General features: G+C 47.1%; 16 protein-coding genes. 8 read left to right on the top strand and 8 right to left on the bottom strand.

Annotation, left to right across the window (positions count from 1 at the left end; all coding sequences use genetic code 11):
* Positions 1–100: 100 nt before the first annotated feature.
* Positions 101–472 (bottom strand): helix-turn-helix domain-containing protein, encoded by a 372-nt coding sequence (locus JUB15_RS26135; protein WP_207515612.1) that lies wholly within the window; start codon positions 470–472, stop codon positions 101–103.
* A gap of 1017 nt (positions 473–1489) precedes the next feature.
* Here JUB15_RS26135 and JUB15_RS26130 point away from each other — a divergent pair.
* Both JUB15_RS26130 and JUB15_RS26125 read left to right on the top strand, forming a co-directional pair.
* Positions 1490–2092 carry an RNA polymerase sigma factor gene (locus JUB15_RS26130; protein ID WP_207515611.1) on the top strand — a complete coding sequence of 201 codons (603 nt, stop codon included), beginning with the start codon at positions 1490–1492 and terminating at the stop codon, positions 2090–2092.
* A gap of 1 nt (position 2093) precedes the next feature.
* Entirely contained in the window at positions 2094–2873 is a 780-nt protein-coding gene (locus tag JUB15_RS26125; RefSeq protein ID WP_207515610.1) for a tetratricopeptide repeat protein, read from the top strand.
* A gap of 1046 nt (positions 2874–3919) precedes the next feature.
* Here JUB15_RS26125 and JUB15_RS26120 read toward each other — a convergent pair.
* A complete protein-coding gene (locus JUB15_RS26120; RefSeq protein WP_207515609.1) occupies positions 3920–6748 on the bottom strand; it encodes a CHAT domain-containing protein in 2829 nt (942 codons plus the stop codon).
* Between the two features lie 27 nt (positions 6749–6775).
* Positions 6776–7678 (bottom strand): hypothetical protein, encoded by a 903-nt coding sequence (locus JUB15_RS26115; protein WP_207515608.1) that lies wholly within the window; start codon positions 7676–7678, stop codon positions 6776–6778.
* A gap of 325 nt (positions 7679–8003) precedes the next feature.
* On the opposite strand from JUB15_RS26115, the gene JUB15_RS26110 reads away from it, so the two are divergent.
* Positions 8004–8363, top strand: a complete 360-nt coding sequence (locus JUB15_RS26110; protein WP_207515607.1) for a hypothetical protein — start codon at positions 8004–8006, stop codon at positions 8361–8363.
* Between the two features lie 80 nt (positions 8364–8443).
* On the opposite strand, the gene JUB15_RS26105 is transcribed toward JUB15_RS26110, so the two are convergent.
* From JUB15_RS26105 to JUB15_RS26090, 4 genes are all read right to left on the bottom strand, one after another.
* The gene (locus tag JUB15_RS26105; protein WP_207515606.1) at positions 8444–9157 is read right to left on the bottom strand and encodes a tRNA1(Val) (adenine(37)-N6)-methyltransferase; all 714 of its coding nucleotides are present in this window, start codon (positions 9155–9157) and stop codon (positions 8444–8446) included.
* Between the two features lie 257 nt (positions 9158–9414).
* A complete protein-coding gene (gene tsaD, locus JUB15_RS26100) occupies positions 9415–10458 on the bottom strand; it encodes a tRNA (adenosine(37)-N6)-threonylcarbamoyltransferase complex transferase subunit TsaD (protein ID WP_207515605.1) in 1044 nt (347 codons plus the stop codon).
* A 190-nt stretch (positions 10459–10648) separates the two neighbouring features.
* On the bottom strand, positions 10649–11899 hold the full coding sequence (locus JUB15_RS26095) for an ABC transporter permease (protein WP_207515604.1): 1251 nt from the start codon (positions 11897–11899) through the stop codon (positions 10649–10651).
* Positions 11900–12111: 212 nt separating this feature from the next.
* On the bottom strand, positions 12112–12981 hold the full coding sequence (locus JUB15_RS26090; protein ID WP_207515603.1) for an aldose 1-epimerase family protein: 870 nt from the start codon (positions 12979–12981) through the stop codon (positions 12112–12114).
* A gap of 213 nt (positions 12982–13194) precedes the next feature.
* On the opposite strand from JUB15_RS26090, the gene JUB15_RS26085 reads away from it, so the two are divergent.
* The 3 genes from JUB15_RS26085 to JUB15_RS26075 all read left to right on the top strand — a co-directional run bounded on the left by JUB15_RS26085 (position 13195) and on the right by JUB15_RS26075 (position 17119).
* Positions 13195–13827, top strand: a complete 633-nt coding sequence (locus JUB15_RS26085) for an MgtC/SapB family protein (RefSeq protein ID WP_207515602.1) — start codon at positions 13195–13197, stop codon at positions 13825–13827.
* Positions 13828–14349: 522 nt separating this feature from the next.
* Positions 14350–15948 carry a peptide chain release factor 3 gene (locus JUB15_RS26080; protein ID WP_207515601.1) on the top strand — a complete coding sequence of 533 codons (1599 nt, stop codon included), beginning with the start codon at positions 14350–14352 and terminating at the stop codon, positions 15946–15948.
* Positions 15949–16093: 145 nt separating this feature from the next.
* The gene (locus tag JUB15_RS26075; protein ID WP_207515600.1) at positions 16094–17119 is read left to right on the top strand and encodes a GNAT family N-acetyltransferase; all 1026 of its coding nucleotides are present in this window, start codon (positions 16094–16096) and stop codon (positions 17117–17119) included.
* Between the two features lie 132 nt (positions 17120–17251).
* Here the strand turns inward: JUB15_RS26075 and purB are convergent, their stop codons facing one another.
* Positions 17252–18598: an adenylosuccinate lyase gene (purB, locus tag JUB15_RS26070; RefSeq protein ID WP_207515599.1), complete on the bottom strand. Its 1347-nt coding sequence runs from the start codon at positions 18596–18598 to the stop codon at positions 17252–17254.
* Between the two features lie 57 nt (positions 18599–18655).
* Here purB and JUB15_RS26065 point away from each other — a divergent pair, with 57 nt between their 5' ends.
* Both JUB15_RS26065 and JUB15_RS26060 read left to right on the top strand, forming a co-directional pair.
* Positions 18656–19399 (top strand): menaquinone biosynthetic enzyme MqnA/MqnD family protein, encoded by a 744-nt coding sequence (locus JUB15_RS26065; RefSeq protein ID WP_242696525.1) that lies wholly within the window; start codon positions 18656–18658, stop codon positions 19397–19399.
* Between the two features lie 146 nt (positions 19400–19545).
* Positions 19546–20388, top strand: coding sequence for a LamG domain-containing protein (locus JUB15_RS26060; RefSeq protein ID WP_207515597.1), 843 nt, complete (start codon positions 19546–19548; stop codon positions 20386–20388).
* Positions 20389–20789 lie beyond the last annotated feature (401 nt).

Here is a 20789-nt window from a genome sequence, read left to right as displayed (position 1 = left end):
TTCCTTTTCCTGGCTATTCAGCAATCCTTCTTTCGTGGCGTAAATGTATAGACGGCTTACATAGGCGGTATCATGTGCAATGTGGCTGCGCGTAGGGTAGTTAATTCCTGGCCTGTTTGTTAGCGTTAGTCAGCTTTTGATTTTTTAACCAGTCGGTAGGGCTGGCTTCATGGAAGCTCCTGAAAGCATTGCAGAAAGAGCTGGCAGAGGAATACTGTAACAGGATGGCCGTTTCCTTGATCGATTTTCCGGTCTTAAGGTGTTGTGCGGCCAGCTTCATGCGGAGATTTAATTTATACTGGCCAATGGATGTGCCATATTTTGCTTTGAACACTTCCTGCAGCGCATTGCGGCTAACACCTGCCATGCGAGCCATTGCAGCCGTGCTGGTGCCATTGTTGGGATGATTATCGATATTTTTTTTGACCCATCGCACCGCCTCCAATACCCCTTTTTTATATTGTCTTGGCATACACGCCGGTTTAAATGAATGTTGACAAATTCGTGTCCTGTCCGTTGTCGGGCACATATGCGTCCACAGCCACATTCATTCAGAACTGCGTTGCCATTCTTTTGGTTTTAACAGGTTGTATACAGCTGCAAACATTATCCATGTTCACGGATATGCGCTGCTGGCTGTAACTGCATGCAAAAATGATAAGCAATACAATTTATGACATGGATAGGGCGCTACAAATCTCCGTTCGAAAGAACCCGGGTTGTTCCTACATTCCGAATGCAAGTTACTGACCTTGTTATTATTTTCTAAATCAATCAATTCATGTTTTGCCCTATTCGGTTGTAGTTTCGTCATTTTGGCAAAATTCACTACTATGCCAGCCTGCATTTCCTATATGGCCGGTAGACAATATGGGTTATGCGTTTTTGAGTGAAAGCGATTTATATATGCGGAAATCATCCGGTATGTTCACCTTTATTACCTGAAACTTTATTTTTTCAGTTCATTTTCCGCACAATCCAATTGGTTCACGTCCGATGGCTCAATTACCGGCTTTGAGCCTTGTGCAGTCAGTTATTGGTGCGCTTTATACCCGTAAATGATCAGTGTGGGCCATGTCCTGGCCTTTGTCGGCCTGCCTGCCGGCGGGTCTGGGTAAATGATATTACTGGCGCCATAAACGGGGGAGGTTTGTTCCGGGTGGGCAGTATCCCTGCGGCTGGAGGTATTAATTCCGGCGAATTGTTCCGCTAGAATGGAATTTCGGGCGGAACGTTTACGGCGAAATCCGAAGCAGGCGGAAAATGTAATATATTATTATAGTTAGTGGCTAAGCTGGGTTGGCATTATTGCCCCGCTTAAAATGTTGACTTGTATCAAATTGATGGGTTATTCTACAAACTTTAATCCACTTATAATCTTGCTTGCGTTATTTTTACGCCCAATAGTCAGCAAACTTTTGAAAATCTTTAAAAAAGTGATCATGCCGGTTACAAAACCAGGACCGGCGTTTACTATTAATATCGGAGAATGATAAAAGGCAACATGTATTCTGATGCAGAACTAATTGCTGCCATCGGAAGCGGGGATCAGTTGAATAACGCCATTTTTTTCATTTACCAGCAGTATTCCCAAACAATTCAGTCTTTTATCCTGGCTAACAGCGGTACGCCGCCTGATGCGGAGGATATCTTCCAGGAAACAGTGGTCACTTTCATTGACCTGGTCAAAAAAGGCAAATTCCGGGGAGAAGCCAGTGTAAAGACCTTTTTAACCGCTATTGCCAGAAACCTGTGGTTGAATGAAATGAAGAAAAGAACGCGTAGCGGTATCCGGGAAAAGGCGTTTGAAACGCGCCGCGACGGAATTGAAATGGACGTTAGTCAATACATCGCCAACCGGGAGGTAAAACAACAATTCCTGGCGGTGCTGGGCAAGTTGGGCGAACCCTGCAAAAAATTGCTGACGCTCTTTTATTATGAGAATTTGTCAATGAAGGATATAGTACATCACCTGCCTTATGAAAATGAACAGGTGGTGCGTAACAAAAAATATAAATGCCTGCAGGCGCTAACGGAACTGGTGAAACAAAATCCCGTTATTGCCAACATGGTAAACCAACAGACCGATTAATATGGAAGGCCGTAATGAACAACTATTAATCAATTACCTCGACAGAACCCTTGAAGAAAAGGAGATGCGGGAAATGGAAGCGCTGATCAACAACGATCAGGAAACGCGCCGTCAATGGGAATTTTTGCAACTGGCTGTGGAAGCAGTAGAGTATTCAGCCATCTACGACCAGGTGGCTGCGGTCAAAGAAAATTTCCGCACCATACAACCTGCGGAGGTATTACAACCATCTAAGAAAGGTGTGCGTGTGCAAATGCGTACACTCAGGCGGGTAGCCGCAGTCCTGTTATTCTGCGTGGCGGGCGCCGGAGCGTATAAATATTTTTCGGTAAGCGCAACACGTGTATATCAGGAAGCGTTCATAGCGTATACACTACCAACTACCAGAGGGCAGGCAACCATCACTGATATAGAGCAGGCTTACCGCCAGCAAGAATGGCAGTCTGTAATCGCCGCCTTCAATACTATTGGCACTTCTTCTTTAAATGATAATAAAACCTTATTCCTGGCCGGTATGGCGCACCTGCAGCTGCACCAGTATGCTTCTGCGTCAACATTGTTCGATCAGGTGCTGGCGAACAACATCCGGAATGCTGATGATCTTTACCAGGATGAAGCACAGTTTTATGGTGCATTAACTCACCTGGCCAACCACGACACCCAACAGGCCATTGCTTTGTTAACAAAGATCAGGGCCGACAAGGGTCATTTGTACCACGAACAGGCTGCCCGGATCGGGAATATCGATCTACAGATCCTGAAGATCAAGGGTGGCAGATAGTTTGAAATATTTTTTAAAAAAAGTTCGATTCGCGGTTACATTCTTTTAGTCAGCTTTTACTATTAAATAGAACCAGCTCTTTTAAATTAATTCTCTTTTACGTTCGTGAGGATTTGAATCATGGTATCGGAAACCTGGGTGGCAGTAGTTACGGCCACAACAGAGAAACCTGGATGGTTCCTTCTTCACGAATATTCTTCACCTCCGTGAGGATCTGAATCATAATATCGGAAACCTGGGTGGTTGTAATTACGGCCACAGCAGAGAAACCTGGATGGTTCCTTCTTCACGGATATTTAGCTTCACCATCCGTGAAGACCGGATCATGATATCGGAAACCTGAGTGTGCTCTGCCAGTTGGCGGAGGTTCCACGACAGAGAAACCTGCTTGATTCCATCTTCATGGAGAATAGCTTCACCATTCGTGAAGACCGGATCATGATATTGGAAACCTGGGTGGTCGTATTACGGCCACAGCAGAGAAACCTGGATGGTTCCTTCTTCACGATTTTTTTGTACATCCCGTTCGTGACAATATTCATTGGGCACGATGCAACATACATATTACGCAAAACGCCTGATGCTGGAGGCAAAAGGCGAAGTACCTAACGTAATCAAACGTTAAGCGTCAGGCGCTACGTTTTAAGCATAAGAGTATTCCTAAACCCTAAATTAAATAGCAACCAGAGAAACAAGTTAAAGACCTGATTTACACACTGATTTAGTTTTCTGTCGGTAACCGGGCACCCAGCAATGGACCCCGGTTACCTTCTTTAACGCAAAATGCCAAACGTTAAAACGCCGAACGCTAAACGCAAAACGCTAAATGCTGAACGCAAAACGCCGAAAGCCAAAAGCAAACACGCGGAGCACTACCAAAAGGAAGCGTTATGCTTTAAGCCTTAAGCGTTCAGCGTAACAAAATATTTGATCCGTTTAACACGGATGTGAACGCATAAAAGTCGACGTCATTGACCACGAAGGATAACGCAGAACCTGCTGTAGTCCGGAGTACACACATCAGAGCAATTTTTTAATCCGTATTACTAGGAAAACCACGTCGACTTTTTTCTTCTTTTATAGTACATCACCCCAAAAGATAATACTGCCACCAATCCGCCAGTTACAAGCAACCACCGGCCCCCGCTAACCGCTTTTGTCAATGGCCGGGCATCTCCTGTCAGTATCAGATGCGCCCAGTAGCCGGGCGACTTATGCAACGCATTGCTATGCAGGTAATCGAGTTTGGCCTGTCGCAATGCTTTTGATTTGGTATATCCCTGTTGAAGATAATTATGAAATTGATGCAGGATGGCCGCCGTGGCTTCATCATCGGCCTTCCATAAACTGTTCACCAGGCTGGCGCATCCGGCATACGCAAATCCGCGGGTGAGGCTCAAGACGCCTTCACTGTTCACGAGTTGTCCATTTCCCGTTTCACAGGCGCTGATGATCATCAGCTGCGTGGTTTCCATATTCAATCCATACAATTCTTCCAGGTAAAGCGCATCCTGCGCCGGCTGTTTGGTTTGCGGGTAGAACGCAATAAAGGAGGCTGCACTATTGCCGGTATCCGCAATTGCATGCGTGGCCAGGTGCACTACGGGGTATTGCTGCAGGTGTTGCAGGAACTGATCTTTGGTTGCCTGTGCGCCGGTAAATGAGCGGCCGGGTAAAAACGCGATCTCCCTGGCCGAAGCCGGCAGCTGTTGCATAAAAGAATATTCAGGATGCGGAAAGGGCAAACCGCCTGCTGCAAAAGGCGCAAAGGCAAGGGTAGCATATGTTTCTGTTGCCGCTGATCTGCGCTTGTGCACGGCTGTAATAAACCGGGCAGAGAACTGGTAGCTGATCTCATTGGTCTCTAACAAGGTTTTGCCATTGGGCTTGTCTTCTGCCGGCAGTGATTCAAAAGGCAGGTAGTATAAAATATTGTCGGGAATAATGATCCATTCCGTCTTATGGCCGGCCAGCGCCTGTATTGGTTTTATCAGTTGCCGGTAGAGTTGTCCGCCCCACGGCTCGCCTTTGAAACGCCGGCCCGCTTCGGTGTTTTGCAGGGCGTCAAGCCATTGCCTGGTGGCCTGTTGTATAGAAGCAAAAGAGTCGATGCTGGTAACCTGAAAGCCTGACCGTGTAACAACATATACATGCAGCCTGTTTCCGGTGGCGTAAAAGCTGATTACGGCCTGGTGGCCCCCAAGCAATGGCTGCAGTGAATCCGGGCGTGGATAGCTGTCGCTGTATTTGAGTTGATAATAACCGCTGTGCTGCTCAACTGCATGCTGTAACTGTGCAAGCTGCAGCTCGTACCTGGCTTTCTCACTGGCGAGGGCAAGCAGCGCGGCGCTGTCCTGCGTTTGATCGGTTCTGATGCTCAACCGCGCCAGGTTGTATTTGATGTTCCGTTCCTGTATTGACAATGCGGGATCGATGCCTGTTGTTTTGCGAATGCCTTTTTCAGTTACACCGCTGTACACCACCGAAGCCTTATTGCGTTCCGCAATCACGAATGCCTGTTGTGCATAACCCCCTGCCGGATGCAGGGCATGCAGTTGCATACAAACCTGCACCGCGTTTTGGTAAACCTGCTGACTATTGTTCTTGAGGAATAATTTCGCTTCATCAGTATCATAGCTCTTTTCGATATAGCGTAACAGGGCAATGGCACTGTTATAGGTGTTCAGGGCGGCCTGCAAATGCTTTTCCTGGCGCTGTTTGCCGTATAACGCTTCGAATGTAGCGGCTTTTTTAAAGAGGGCATCAAAAAGCCGGTATGATGTAAAGGTGCCGGTGAACCGGGCGGGATCAGTAAAAATATCTTTATTGCGAAAATGTCCGCTGAACTGGATGATCGCCTGCTGCAGTTTTTCTAAGGCCGGTTCATATTGATGTAGTTGCAGCAGCCACTCAGCCCGGTATAAATGGTTCATGCCGGTATAAATACTATTGGGCATTGCATTGCCGGTGGCTTTTTCGAACCGGGTAAGATAATAGTTGGCTGAATCGGGATGCTGTAACAAGCTGTGCGTATGGCCTAATTCGTTGTATACCTGGGGCAGGGTAGTGGCCTTTACCCGGTGAAATGAGCGCAGCGCCTGTTGATAATTGCCCATGGCTTTATAGGCCAGTCCCATATTCAGGAAAATCTGGCTGGTGAACAGGTTGCGTGAGCAGATCGTCTGATATAAGGCAATGGCCTGCTGAAACTGTCCGAGCTTGTAACTGGCGGCTGCCATATTGTTCTCGATATTCACTACCCAGGCGGCGTCTTTTTCAGGCTTCTTATTGATGATGCCCAGGGCATGTGTAAAGTAGTTACGGCTCTGTAAATAGTTGCCGTTCTCATAATACAGAACGCCGAGGTCATTGTACAGCCGTTCTTTTTCGGGCACGGCAGGAAAACGTTGCGCCAGGGTTTCTGCCAACAGCAGAAAATAACTGGCCGAATCGAAATTGTTCAGGTGGTAATAAGCAGAACCGATATGTGCTGCTACTTCAAACAACAGCGAATCGCTCCATTGCGGATTCCGTTGTTTTATGTTATATGCCTGCCTGTAGGCTGTTATGGCCTGCGTATAACGGGTAGCTACATCGAGCAGGATGCCTTTTTTTAAATGGGTATAGAACAGGATGGAATCCGGCGCCGATCCTGCTTGCTTCGCCATATCCAGCACCTGCTGAAAGGCTTCGAGGGCAAGGCTGTCACTCAGGTCGGTGGGATTCGGCGTATTGAACAGGCGGTTGGCCTTGCTGTACATGGCCCGTAGTGCCCCGGGATCGTCCGGGTTACCGGTATGGTATGAACAAACCAGCCAGCCGGCCAGCAGCAGCCAGCCTTTCCATGTCAAATCCCGTAAAATTGCCCGCGCCATTTTTATCATGGGTTGGCGAAGATAAGATTAACGCAATAAGCCGGCAATGATCAGCAATGGTGGCCTGGGTTTTCCATTGACAACCTGGTAAGAGAACATGCTGAGATTTTTGCTGGAAATTTCCTGTTGCAGGGAAATGGGAATGTTCGATGCCTTGTCATAATAGATCACCTGTACGGTAATCCGCTGGGCGGCCCGCTGACTGGCATCGTTCAGTTTATATTCTATCGGAATTATTTTGCTAGTACCGTTCCTGGGGTTAATGCCAAACAGGCCTTCGGCTACTGATCGTTTCAGGTTAATGATGCCGCTCGTTGACCGTACGCGTAAATGCTGGTCATTGGCTCTTGAGCCGGGCACTGCATCATCGAATACGCATTTGGCATTGCCGTTACTGTTATTGTCGGGATAATCGGTATCGTCGCTATTGTCGCAGATCGAAGGACCAAAAGGATCAGCATTAAAGATGGGTTTGGCAAGCGTATCGTTCTGGTCGAGCACATAGATATGATCCAGGTAGGTCATACCGCCAACGATGAGCTGGCTTACACAGGTATCCTTGGTGCCGTCTTTAATGAAAGCAATATTGTAACGGACACCGGTTTCACTTTGCGATACGTTAATGGCTCCCGTGCTCCTGTTGAGCCTGAGCCCTTCGGGCCACGACAAATACGTTCCCGGAACGCCTATGTTATTGACAGGTGAAACAAAAATATCGCCGCCAATCCTCGGTTTTGTAAAAATGATCGTGTCCCCGTAATTGGGGGCATTGGGGCATCGGGCGGAGTTTACTAACAACGGGGTCGTACTGGTTGCATTTTTAGTTTCATCAGTTTCTTCCTCTGGATGATCGGCTTTGTTGCACGCAACAAATACAAGCAGCAATACGAACGGTAGCAAGGGAAAACAAAAACACGGTTTGCTTTTCATGTATGTTTCGGTTTTTAACACGGGAATCAACAATCAGACAAGGTTTGGTCCTGGTCGCCTATCAGCGTGTTTCACCGCTTTTCAAACGGATACGGATGAACAAATATTCGATTTTTACCTTATAGTTTACGAATATATATTACAATGCTATTTATGTTGCTGATTATCATGTTATAAGGTTTAATGATTTTCGGTTACGGGTTATGAATGACAGGAATGCCAACGAGGTGTGACTAACAAACTAACTGTTATGCAAATGCAAGATCCTTTTTCAGTTATCTTTATTTCCAGTTGAACGTTTTTCATATTAACCAAAAACCATTTTATGAAAACAAGCATTTTATCTGTTCTTGTTCTTCTTTCCTTTGCGTTCACCACTCCGGCATTTTCAGCAAACATTCCTATCACCGGTGAACATGTGATCTCCGGTACATCCAACTACACATTTTACGCTACACCGGTTGCGCCTGGCGCTACTTATACCTGGAGCGTATCTTCGGGCACAATAGTGGCGCAGAATACCGATCCGGCGGCAGGTCCCCTGTATGTCACTATCCATTGGACTACTCCCGGGCTATACCAGGATTATGTTCAGATTGCGGACAACCAGGGTAATTCCGGGTCATTTGATGTATATGTTGGTATTAACCCCTTTGCCATCTATAATCTAAGTTTTAAGTTCTAAGTTTAAAGTTCAAAGTTTTAAGTTGCAAGCATAGTTCTTTAAACTTAAAACTTTGAACATAAAACTTTAAACTACTTTCTTTACAGATACAAGTAATAATCTTTCATCAGCTCCACAAACTCCGGCGTATAATTACCATCGGCTTGCTGGATGGTAAGTTCAAAGGTGGGCGCAAAATGGTCCTGGTTGCGGGTGTAATGCAGGATGGCGCGGAAATGATTGTGTCGTGGGCTCTGTTTGACGAACAGCTTTTCGGTTAACGAGAAATTATACCGGGTGGCCAGGGTATTGAAATACTCCCAGCGGTGATAGGGAAGCAGAATGCCAAAGGCGCCATGCGGCTGCAGGTTGTCAGCGATCACCTGGATCAATTCTTCAAGCGTAAGGTGTTTGCTGTGTTTGGCGATCTGCTCGCGGTCATCGGTCGATTGCAGATCGTCTTCAAAGAATGGCGGGTTGGAAATAATGAATTCATATTGCAATGGAAAGTGGAAGGTGCGGGCATCGCCCGGAAACACCTTCATACGCATTGCCCAGGCGTTCTGGCTGATGTTTTCCTTTGCCTGCCTGTAAGCGGCCAGGTCGATCTCGATGCCGTGGATCTCGGCCTGGGAGCGTTGAGCGAGCATCATCATGAGCAAACCCGTACCGCTGCCGATATCGAGCACCGTGGCGTATTGCGGGATCTTGGCCGAAAACCAGGCGCCAAGGATACAGGCGTCGGTGCATACCTTAAGGGCGCATTGGTTCTGGTGGATCGTGAATTGTTTGAATTGGAAATAGGAATTTGGCATTCTTCTTCGAAGTTCACAGTTTAAAGTTCAAAGTTCAAAGTTCAAAGTTCAAAGTTCAAAGTTCAAAGTTCACAGTTCAAAGTTTATACTTACTCAGTATTCGTTAATAGTTTGACGGTATGCGGACAATAGCGAGTCATGAGGTATGGGAGAAATTAGCACATCAGCACATTAGCTAATCAGCACATTAGCTAATCAGCACATTAGCTAATCAGCACATTAGCTTATTAGCACATTAGCTTATTAGCTAATTGGCTTTACCATTCAGCTCTCGCAGTTGGACTGGCGCTCAGATCAGCAAAATCACCTTCCAGGTATTTGTAGTGTGCAGTCATGGCGATCATGGCCGCATTGTCGGTGCAATATTGGAAGGCAGGGATGAAGGTCTTCCATTTGTATTTCTCACCCATTTCAGTAAACGCGTTGCGCAGTCCGCTGTTGGCTGATACGCCACCGGCAATACAGATCTGATCGATGCCTGTGGTAAGGGCGGCTGCTTTTACCTTGTTCAGCAGAATTGACACAATGCGGTGCTGGATGGAAGCGCAGATATCGGCCAGGTTCTCCTCTATAAAGCGGGGATTGGCAGCCGTGTTCTCCTGCAAAAAATACAGGATAGCAGTTTTAAGTCCGCTGAAGCTGAAGTTCAATCCGGGTATTTGCGGTTCAGGAAATTTAAACCGGTTTGGGTTACCCGACCGTGCATATTTATCGATCAACGGTCCGCCAGGGTAGGGCAGGCCCAGCAGTTTGGCCGATTTATCAAAGGCTTCACCGGCGGCATCGTCCATGGTTTCACCGATCACTTTCAGGGAGAGGGGCGATTCGCACAATACGATCTGGGTATGGCCGCCGCTAACGGTGAGGCAGAGGAAGGGAAATTCGGGTTTGGGATCCTCAATGAGGTTAGCCAGCACGTGCGCCTGCATGTGGTGCACGGCGATGAGTGGTACATTCAGGGCCAGTGCCAGTGATTTGGCAAATTGCGCGCCTACCAGTAAGGAGCCTATCAGTCCGGGCGCCTGCGTAAAGGCGATCGCGTTTACCGACTGCAACAGGGTATGTGCAGCGGCTTCATTGGCCGGTTCACCAGCCGCCTGTGCTGCTTTTTGTAAGGCTGCCTGAATAACGGGCACTATATGCTGCATATGGGCGCGGGAAGCCAGTTCGGGCACAACGCCACCATATTGTTCGTGCACGGTTTGGTTGGCGATAAAATTAGACAGGATGGCCCCGTCGCGGATGATGGCTGCGGATGTTTCGTCGCAGGAAGATTCGATTGCCAGGATTGTAATACTCACTTTGCAAATATAAGCAATGGTAATTAGCTAATGTGATGATGTGATGATGTGATGATGTGATGATGTGATAATGCTTACAGGGTAATAGTCTTTATTAAAGGCTAATCTCGCGCGAGAGCAATACAATAGTTTGTGACAGGAATTGCTATTTAATTATCAAATTATCACATTTGCTAATTATCACATTAATTTACTTGCTGCGTATCGCAACAACGGGATCCATTTTTGCGGCAATAGACGCGGGGATGATGCCGGCTAATACGCCTACGATGATACAAATGGTGATGGCCAGGATCAGGATCTTGGGAGCGATGAACACGGCAAATCCAAAGATGGCCTGTGAGGCGAGGGTGAGCAAGAATACGACGATCAGCCCGAGCAGTCCGCCCATGATGCAAAGGAACGCGCTTTCAAGCAGGAATTCGGTCAGGATAACTGAGCGTTTGGCGCCGATGGCCTTTTTCAGTCCGATCTGCGGCGTGCGTTCCCGCACGGTCACGAACATGATATTGGCCACGCCGAACATGCCTACGATCAACGAAAGCGTGGCAATGGCCCAGCCGCCTTTATTGATGCCGCTGAAGATATTGCTGGCAAAACTGCTGAAAGCGTCGATATCGTTCAGGGCAAAATCGTCTTCCTGGGTGGGTTTTAATTTGCGGATGGAACGCATGGCGCCTGTGAGCTCATCACGTAGCTGCTCCATGGGCACCGATTCTTTACCCTGCACCATGATGATGGGGTTGCTGTTCTTTTCCCGCACCATTTGTTTCATAAAGCCCAGCGGCATGAGAACGCTGTTATCGTACTCCCAGCCGCCTACTATTCCGCGGCCCTGTTTTTTGATCAGTCCGACCACCAGGGCGCGTTTGCCCGATTTAAGGACAAGCGTTTTGCCGGGAGCTTTTTCTGCTTTGCCGAACAGGGTTTCGGCAACGGTGTAACCCAGCACAACCACGTTGGCGGCAAAATCGTAATCGGCGGGTTGCAGGTAGCGGCCGATCTGGATCTCTACCGGTTGAATATTTACAAATTCTTCGGTGATACCGTAATAATTGATATTGTTCACCACATCGTTCTCAAAACCCACATAACCTGTAGTGCTGATATTGAAGGCTACATTGGCGGCTGCCGGTACTTTTTGTTTAACCAGTTGCATTTCTTCGTAGGTGGGAGCAGGGCGTTTTACATAGCGCCACCAGGGATAGTCGGGACCGCCGGCATACACCCATTTATCGATGTAAACGGTATTGGTGCCCAGGGCCTTGATGTCTTTCTGAACCTGGTATTCGAGACTGTCGACGGTAGCCAGCACGCTGATGATGCAAAAAATACCAAAGGCCACCCCGGTCAGCGACAGCAAGGTGCGAATCTTATGGCTTTTGAATTCCTGCCAGGTGAGGTTGAGGCTACTGCTCAGTATTTCGAGAACACGGCGCATGACCAAATGTAAATTGAACGCTCCAATTGTTAAATAGTCAGTGTGTTAAGTGGTTGTGTTCGATGACCATTGGAATAATTAGCTAATTTGATAATTTGATAATGTGATAATTGAAATACAAGTTACTGCTATAGCTTTCGCGTGAGGTAGCCTTTGATAATTGACTGTTACATGTAAGCATCATCACATCATCATATTATCACATTATTACATTAGTATAAAGTAATAGTCCATGTTCGGGTGAAGGACTCACTCGCTTCCAGTTTATTGATCCCTTCTTTATCCTGCAGCTGCTGGTTGGTGCTTACGCTGTCGGCAATGCCGCACCAGGGTTCGATACAAACAAAATCGGCGTTTTTGGCTGCCCAGATGCCGAGAAATGGAAAGCCCGGATAATCGAAACGGAAACCATGATCTGTTTTACCGGAACCCAAAGTGACAATCGTAGCACTCATTCCCTTGAAAACCAGTGCGTCTTTTTGAAATAGGTCTTTCGACAAATTCAGCCGGTTGCTGTTTTCAAGTAACGGCAGTGGCGACGATTCAATCAGTCCCTCGGGTGAAATAGGCCAGCGGGGGGCGGTCTCCGTTTGATTGAACTGGAGATAATAATCGGTATATTCAGTGCCTGGCACCAGCGGTATTTTAAACGCCGGGTGGGCGCCAACGGAAAAATACATGACGTTATCGCCGGTATTCAGTACTTCATAGGCCACTGCGAGGGCGTTTTCGACCAGGGTATAGCGGATGCGGAATTCAAACGGAAATGGAAAAACAGTGAGCGTTTCTGCATCGTGGCGCAACAGAAAGGTGATGGTATCGGCCTTTTGCTCTTCAATGGCAAATTGTTTGTCGCGCGCAAAACCATGCCGCGGCAGCTGGTAGTTCTGCCCGTTACAGAAATAGGTATTATTTTTTAATGCACCTACTATAGGGAACAATACCGGCGAATGTTTGCCCCAAACAGCAGGATCACCGGCCCACATATAATCGAGCTGGTGCTCTTTGTGAACTAACTGGGTAAGCTCGGCGCCTTTGGCTTTGATAACGGCTTTGATCTGTTGGTTTTCGATGGTAAACATGGGGCCAAGATACTAGTTTCAGGGTTACAAGTTACATGTTTCAGGTGTCGTCGCTTTAAGTTAGCTGTTACGAGTTACCGGTTTCCGGTTACCGGGCAAACACACAGACCGCCTGCCAATGGGTTAGCCTGCTGAATTTAGGGGCTGGCAACGGGTAACTGGTAACCCCGAACCCGCATGGGCTTGTTTCATAAATTCTTCAACTTACCAACCATGGAAACATTGGACATAATAACCAAATTGCTCATCTCTGTATTGATCGGGGGCATTATTGGCGCCGAAAGAGAGTATCATAGTAAATCGGCCGGCTTGCGTACGCTGATGCTGATCTGCCTCGGTTCAACCATGTTCACCATGTTTTCCATGGAGATCGGCCATGAGCATTCGCCCGACCGTATCGCCGGCGGCATTGTTGCGGGGATCGGGTTTGTGGGCGCCGGGGTGATCTTTATGGGTGGCACCGGCATCAATGGTGTTACCACCGCGGCTACCATTTGGGTAACGGCGGCCCTGGGCATGGGCGTTGGTGCAGGCCATCAGTACGCATCTTTGATGGGCTGTATCATCCTGGTAGGCATCCTGCAGGCGTTCACGGTCATTGAAACCTGGATGGACCGGATTAACCGCACCCATACCTATAAGATCACCTGTACCTACCGCGACAAGGTCTTTGAACATTATGAAGCATTGATGAAACAACACCAGCTGAGCTTCCGGCGCGGACCGCAATGCCGGCACCAGCAAACCGTTTGGGGCACGTGGGAAGCGGAAGGCTCCCGGGAGCAGCACAATGCGTTTATCCATTATATGTTGAATGACGCGAATGTGGAGAAATTTGAATTCTGATGTGATGATTTGATAATGTGCTAATGCGGAGCGGCGAAGCTATTTGCCAAATGACACTGTTCTATTACCAAATTGGCCAGGTGAGATAGATTTTCGGAAAGAACAGCGTTGATCTCCTTACTTTGCGGACTATAACAACCCCCGCGTGAGAAGTTTGTCTTTTCCTTCGACTGGCAGATTTTTTCGAGCAATTGTTTTTCTTCGGCAGACAATCGTTCGTTTAACTGGTGGAGGTTAGGTTTTCCCGTACGGCCCGCACGAGGGCATCGGGCGTTTGAGCCTGTGAAAAGATGAAACTGAAAAGCAGCGCGGCCAGTGCGATCTTTTTTTTCATGAATGGCGGTTTGGGCTATTGTTAAACTGCTTTTTGCGGCACTTATTTTATTAAGTCTGATTTTTAACAGTTTGCATACCAAACGGGTAGTAATAGTCTGTGAAAGACACCAAAAAATCCCGCGGCAAACCTTACCTTTGCGGCAATTTTCGGGAGACCGATTTTGCCTCCTGAAAGTATATAACACAATGAAATACAACAACGAAATTCATAAACGACGCACTTTTGCTATTATCTCGCACCCTGACGCCGGTAAAACAACCCTTACCGAGAAATTCCTGCTGTTCGGCGGCGCCATTCAAACGGCCGGCGCGGTAAAAAGCAACAAGATCAAAAAACACGCTACCAGCGACTTTATGGAAATAGAACGCCAGAGAGGTATCTCGGTGGCCACGTCGGTAATGAGCTTCGAGTACAAAAATATTTTAATTAACCTGCTCGATACCCCTGGTCACAAGGATTTTGCGGAAGATACATACCGCACCCTTACAGCCGTCGACAGCGTTATCCTGGTGGTTGACAGCGTGAACGGGGTCGAAGAACAGACCCGCCGCCTGATGGAAGTGTGCCGCATGCGCGACACCCCGGTGATCGTGTTCATCAACAAAATGGACCGCGATGGCAAGAACCGGTTCGACCTGCTGGAAGAAATAGAAAATGAATTGAAGATCTCCCTGCACCCCATGACCTGGCCCATCAACAGTGGTAAGGACTTCAAGGGAGTGTATAACCTGCACGATAAGAACCTGCTGCTCTTCACCGCCAATACCAAGGTTACCGATGATGAAGATGCGGTGCAGATCTCTGACCTGAGCCTGCCCGTGCTCGACGAAAAACTGGGCGAGAAGGATGCAGCCATCTTACGCGAGGACGTCGAACTCATTGAAGGCGTTTACGGCGAATTGCCGGTCAATGATTACCTGTCGGGTAAAGTAGCCCCTGTTTTCTTCGGCAGCGCCATCAACAACTTCGGAGTAAAGGAAATGCTGGATACTTTCATCCGCATTGCACCCATTCCACGTCCGCGGCCTACTTCTGTTCGCGATATTCCGCCGACAGAAGACAAGTTCTCTGGCTTTATTTTTAAGATCCATGCCAACCTCGATCCCAAACACCGCGACCGTATTGCGTTTTTACGGGTTTGCAGCGGCCGGTTCGAGCGGAACAAATATTTCCATCACGTACGGCTCGATAAAGATGTCAGGTTCAGTAACCCTTATACTTTCATGGCCCGCGACAAGGATGTTATTGAAGAAGCATACCCTGGCGACGTGGTGGGTTTGTTTGATACCGGCAACTTCAAGATCGGCGATACGCTCACTGAAGGAGAAAATTTTTACTTTACCGGCATTCCCTCGTTTTCGCCTGAAATATTTAAAGAGGTGATCAATAAAGACCCGATGAAAACCAAGCAACTGGAAAAAGGTCTTTTGCAGCTTACGGATGAGGGTGTTGCGCAGCTGTTCACACAGTTCGGCGGTAATAAAAAGATCATTGGCTGTGTGGGCGACCTGCAGTTCGAGGTGATCCAGTACCGCCTGTTGCAAGAGTACGGTGCTTCGTGCGAGTTCAGGGCCTTGCCTTATTACAAAGCCTGCTGGATCACCAGTGCCGATCCTAAAAAGCTGGATGATTTCACCCGCTTTAAATCGAACAATATCGCCACCGATAAAGACGGGCACCTGGTGTACCTCGCCCAAAGCGAATGGTTCCTGAATACCGAACGCACCAATAACCCCGATATAGAGTTCCACTTTACCAGTGAGATCCATAAAGAAGCAGTGTAGAGCAATGTGATAATATGATAATTAGCTAATTTGATAATTAAATACAAGTTGTGCGGGTGCTTCGCGTTAGGTTAGCATTTAAAAGAAGCTTTCGCAATAGGCCGTTATCACATTATCAAATTATCACATTATCTAATCAGGTGGTATGGTTATTTTCGAAACAAACCGGTTGCTTATTCGTCGCTATACATTGGCCGATGAAGCCAATTTCTTCGCTATCAACGGAGATGCCGAGATCATGAGATACATCCGCGAACCGCGCGACCGGCAGGAGTGTTTGATCTTTCTCAGGCGGAACATCCAGTTCTACGAACAACATCCACTGATGGGCCGCTGGGCCATGGCGGAAAAAGATTCCGGAACCTTCGTTGGCTCCTTTGCTATTATTCCTGTTGAAACTACCGATCCAAAACGGCACACCGAAATACAATTAGGCTATGCTTTACTGAAAGATTATTGGGGCAGGGGGTATGCTACGGAAAGCACCCTGGCTGGCCGCCGGTATGCTTTTGACACAATGAAGCTGCCGCAGATCGTGGCCATTACAGAACAGGAGAATATTGCATCGCAAAAAGTATTGTTGCGGAGTGGGTTCAAAAAACAACCCGATATCAGGGAAGGTAATAAAATGCTGTGTTATTTTACCAGCCACAATCCGAACGTTATAGAAACAGAAAGGCTTCATTTATTTCCACTTACAATCAATCAATTGGAATTGTACCTGAAAGCAGGCGATCAACTGGAAAAAGCCCTGGGGCTAACGCCATTCGGCCGTACTGTTTCGCCCCCGGTTGCAAGCAGGGTTTCGCAAATTACGCTGCCCGCAATGGAAAGGGCCGGCGACGATTATTTATTCCATACCTTCTGGCTGGTGGTAGATAAACAAAGCAAAGTGATCGTAGCAGAGATAGGATTTAAAGGGGTGCCTACAGCCAGTGGCGAGGTGGAGATCGGTTATGGTACCATGCCGGCGATGCAGAACAAGGGGTACATGACTGAAGCCGTGAAAGGCTTGTTGCAATGGGCGGCCAGCCGCCCTGATATAAAAACGGTATTTGCCGAAACGCGTGCCGACAATAAACCATCTATCAGAGTGGTGGAGAAGAATGGGTTTGTTCTGCTTTCCAGCCTGGGTGGCAATTTGTGGTGGAGATACACGATACCAATGTGATAATGTGATAATTCAATAATTTGATAATTTGATAATGCTTCAACGTTCAGCAGTCCGTACTTGATGGAACTTCACGCGAAAGCATTTAAATAATTGTATTCAATCATCACATTATCACATCATCACATTAGTCTAAAATTCAGGATTCACCCCCGTATAATTCTGCGGCGTGATCTTTTTCAATTCTTTTTTAATGGCGGCGGAAACTTTGAGTCCGTCGATGAACTGGTGAATGGTTTCCTGGTTAATGCCATTTTTACCGCGGGTGAGTTCTTTCAATGCCTCGTATGGCTGAGGATAATTTTCGCGGCGTAAGATGGTTTGAATGCCTTCGGTCACCACCGCCCAGTTATCTTCCAGGTCGGAATTAATAGCGGCGGCATTCAATACCAGTTTGCCCAATCCTTTTTCAATGGATTTTATAGCGAGTATGATATGTGCAAAAGGAACACCGATATTACGCAATACGGTGGAGTCGGTAAGATCGCGTTGCAAACGGCTTACCGGTAATTTGGCAGCCAGGTGCTCGAGCAGCGCATTGGCAATACCCAGATTACCTTCCGCATTTTCAAAATCGATGGGGTTAACCTTGTGCGGCATGGCGCTGGAACCTACTTCGCCCTTCAGCGTGCGTTGTTTAAAGTAGTCCATGGAAATGTAGGTCCACATATCGCGGCAAAGGTCGATCAGGATGTTGTTGATACGCTTCATGGAATCGAAATGCGCGGCCAGGTTATCGTAGTGTTCAATTTGTGTAGTGAACTGCTGACGTTGCAAACCCAGCACGCCTTCCACGAATTCGTTGCCCAGGGCAATCCAGTCTTTTTCGGGAAAGGCCACCGAATGGGCATTGAAGTTACCGGTAGCCCCACCAAACTTGGCGGTAACAGGGATGTTTATGATCTGTTCTACCTGGTTGCCGATGCGTTCTACAAAGACCATGATCTCTTTTCCCAGGCGGGTTGGACTGGCTGGCTGTCCATGCGTATGCGCCAGCATGGAAACTTCCTTCCAGTCGGTAGCCAGGATCTCCAGCTGCCGGTTGAAGTTCAGCAGGGCAGGGAGGTATTCATTTTCGATGGCCTGTTTCCATGAGAGCGGAATGGCCGTATTATTAATATCCTGCGAGGTCAGCCCAAAGTGCACCCATTCCTGCAGGTTTTCAGCATCGATCGCAGCCATTTTTTGTTTCAGAAAATATTCCACGGCCTTTACGTCGTGGTTGGTGATCTTTTCTGTGTCTTTTATCTTTTGAGCGTCTTCAATGGAGAAATTCTCACAAACTTCCTGCAAAGCTTTTTTCTGTGCGGGGGTAAGGGTGAAGAATTTTTTGTCGGCCAGGAACCGCACATACTCTACTTCTACCAGTACGCGGTATTTTATGAGCGCGAATTCGGAAAAATAGTCATCTAAATGTTGAACCTGGTGGCGATAACGTCCGTCAACCGGAGAAATGGCCGTGAGTGCGTTTAGTTCCATGAACAATTGTTGTTTTAAGGCTCGTCGAGTACCTTTGTGACCGCAAAATTAATTCAATTGAATAAGATTAAGGTTGGAATTGTTAATTATCTCAATACGAAGCCTTTAATTTATGGAATTCAGCGTGCGCCTGTGGCGGATAAGCTATTATTGATAGAAGATTACCCGGCCAATGTAGCAAGGATGCTGGTGGAGGGAACAATTGATGTGGGCCTGGTTCCTGTGGCGGTGATCCCGCAGCTAAAAGAGCATCATATCATTACCGACTATTGTATAGGATGTACAGGACCGGTGGCTTCCGTGGGCATTTTTAGTGAAGTTCCGATAGAAAAGATAGAAAGAGTACTACTCGATTACCAGAGCCGGACTTCCGTGGCTCTTGCTAAACTGTTGTTACGTAAATACTGGCAAATTGAACCGGAGCTCGTTGATACGCGGTCTGATTACCGGGCATCTATCAAAGGAACCACCGCGGGCGTAGTCATTGGCGACCGGGCATTGGAACAGCGGAAGGTTTCAACTTATATGTATGACCTGGGCGAAGCCTGGATCAAAATGACCGGGTTAGATTTTGTTTTTGCCGCCTGGGTGAGCAATAAACCGTTGCCGGATGATTTTATTGCAGATTTTAATGCGGCCAATAAACTGGGGCTCGAAAATATCGATAAAGCCGTGGCTGAAAACCCATACCCGGTCTTCGACCTGCACAAATATTACACCGGGCATATCAGTTATGCGCTTACGCCCGAGAAAAGAAAGGGGTTGGATAGATTTCTTTCGTTTTTAACACAGAGGGCTTGATGCCAGCGATAAGTTCACTTCGCATATACGGTTTGTTTACCCACTGTGTAATTCACCGTATTTATTGCCGTTATTTGCATTTTTGTTTGCATCTGTGGCAGACTTTATTATTTTTGTGGGATCTGTCCATTTAACCCCTCAATAGCATGAAAAAAATACTGGTAAGCTTAATAGTCATTGCAAGTGTGGTGGCATGTACGAAAGATTGCGAAGAATGTAAAAAGGATTGCGATCCCGCTCAGGATTCTACCTGCAATTGTGACACGATTTATATTCCACCACCACCCGATACCTCCTGCAAGACTGACCTTACCAAAGGTCTGTTGGCTTATTTTCCCTTCAATGGTAATTTCAATGATGAAAGTGGAAATGGTAACAATGCCACCTCAAAGAATGGGGCTTACCTTACAACAGATTTCTTAGGTAGAACAGGTAAAGCCGCAGGTTTTGATGGCGTTAATGATTACTTAATAGTTCCTGGAAGCAATAAGCTGAATGCAGATACGATAACGGTTTCTTTCCAGGTAATGGTAAATACTATTAACCGCAGGCATGCCGGTGTAAGCAGAGCAAACTATGAAACTGTACAGTCGCATGTATTCGCAATACAGCAAAGTCAACCTTCGGATAACAAATGGAATTTTGCCGTGGTTCCGGGTACTGACGATTGTTCAAAACTATATTCATACGACCCGGGAGGCGCCGTGTATGCCAGTGGACCAACACAGCCTGGCAGATGGTATAATATCGTAGCTTCATTTGCCGGTGGTGTTCAGAAAATATATTTGGACGGCGTGTTGCAATCCTCCACCACAAGAACATTTACAAAGGTAAAATCATGTGATAATGGCGACCTCTTAATTGGTGGCTGGTGGAAAAATGATATATTATCAATTGATGGAAAGATAGACGAAGTGCGGCTTTATAAACGCCTGCTGACAGATTGTGAGATCAGTAAGCTCTCAGAAGTATTTAAAGATGCCCAGTAAGCGTATTTTTATGTAGAATACGAAACTTCAAGAAACTGATTACAATACAACGCCAACCGGAAGGTTGGCGTTGCTCTTTTCAGGTCTTTAGTAAATTGAAATCCTCGCTATTTCAAAATTAAGTGGCCCCCCAGCCGCGGCTTTAACGCATTGGGCGCCTGGCCCGAGTTAAAGATCATGCTGTTAAATATTCTTCTGTTTGCGAACCGTAATAGTACCATGAAATTACAGGTATCTGGTTTACGGTCATTGCGTGCATTGTCTTTTATAGTGAGGCAATGTTTTTTGAACCTTACGTAACTGTAGGGACAAAGAGTAGGGATGCCAGATAAAAAGTTTCATGATAAGGGGTGCAATTAAGAAAAATCCCGTTCCGGTATAATCCTGGAACGGGATCTTTC

The organism is Longitalea luteola (genome assembly GCF_017356035.1).
Taxonomy (GTDB): Bacteria; Bacteroidota; Bacteroidia; order Chitinophagales; family Chitinophagaceae; genus Niastella; species Niastella luteola.
The sequence above is the reverse complement of the archived record's forward strand: the minus strand, read 5'-3'. Positions and strand labels throughout refer to the sequence as shown.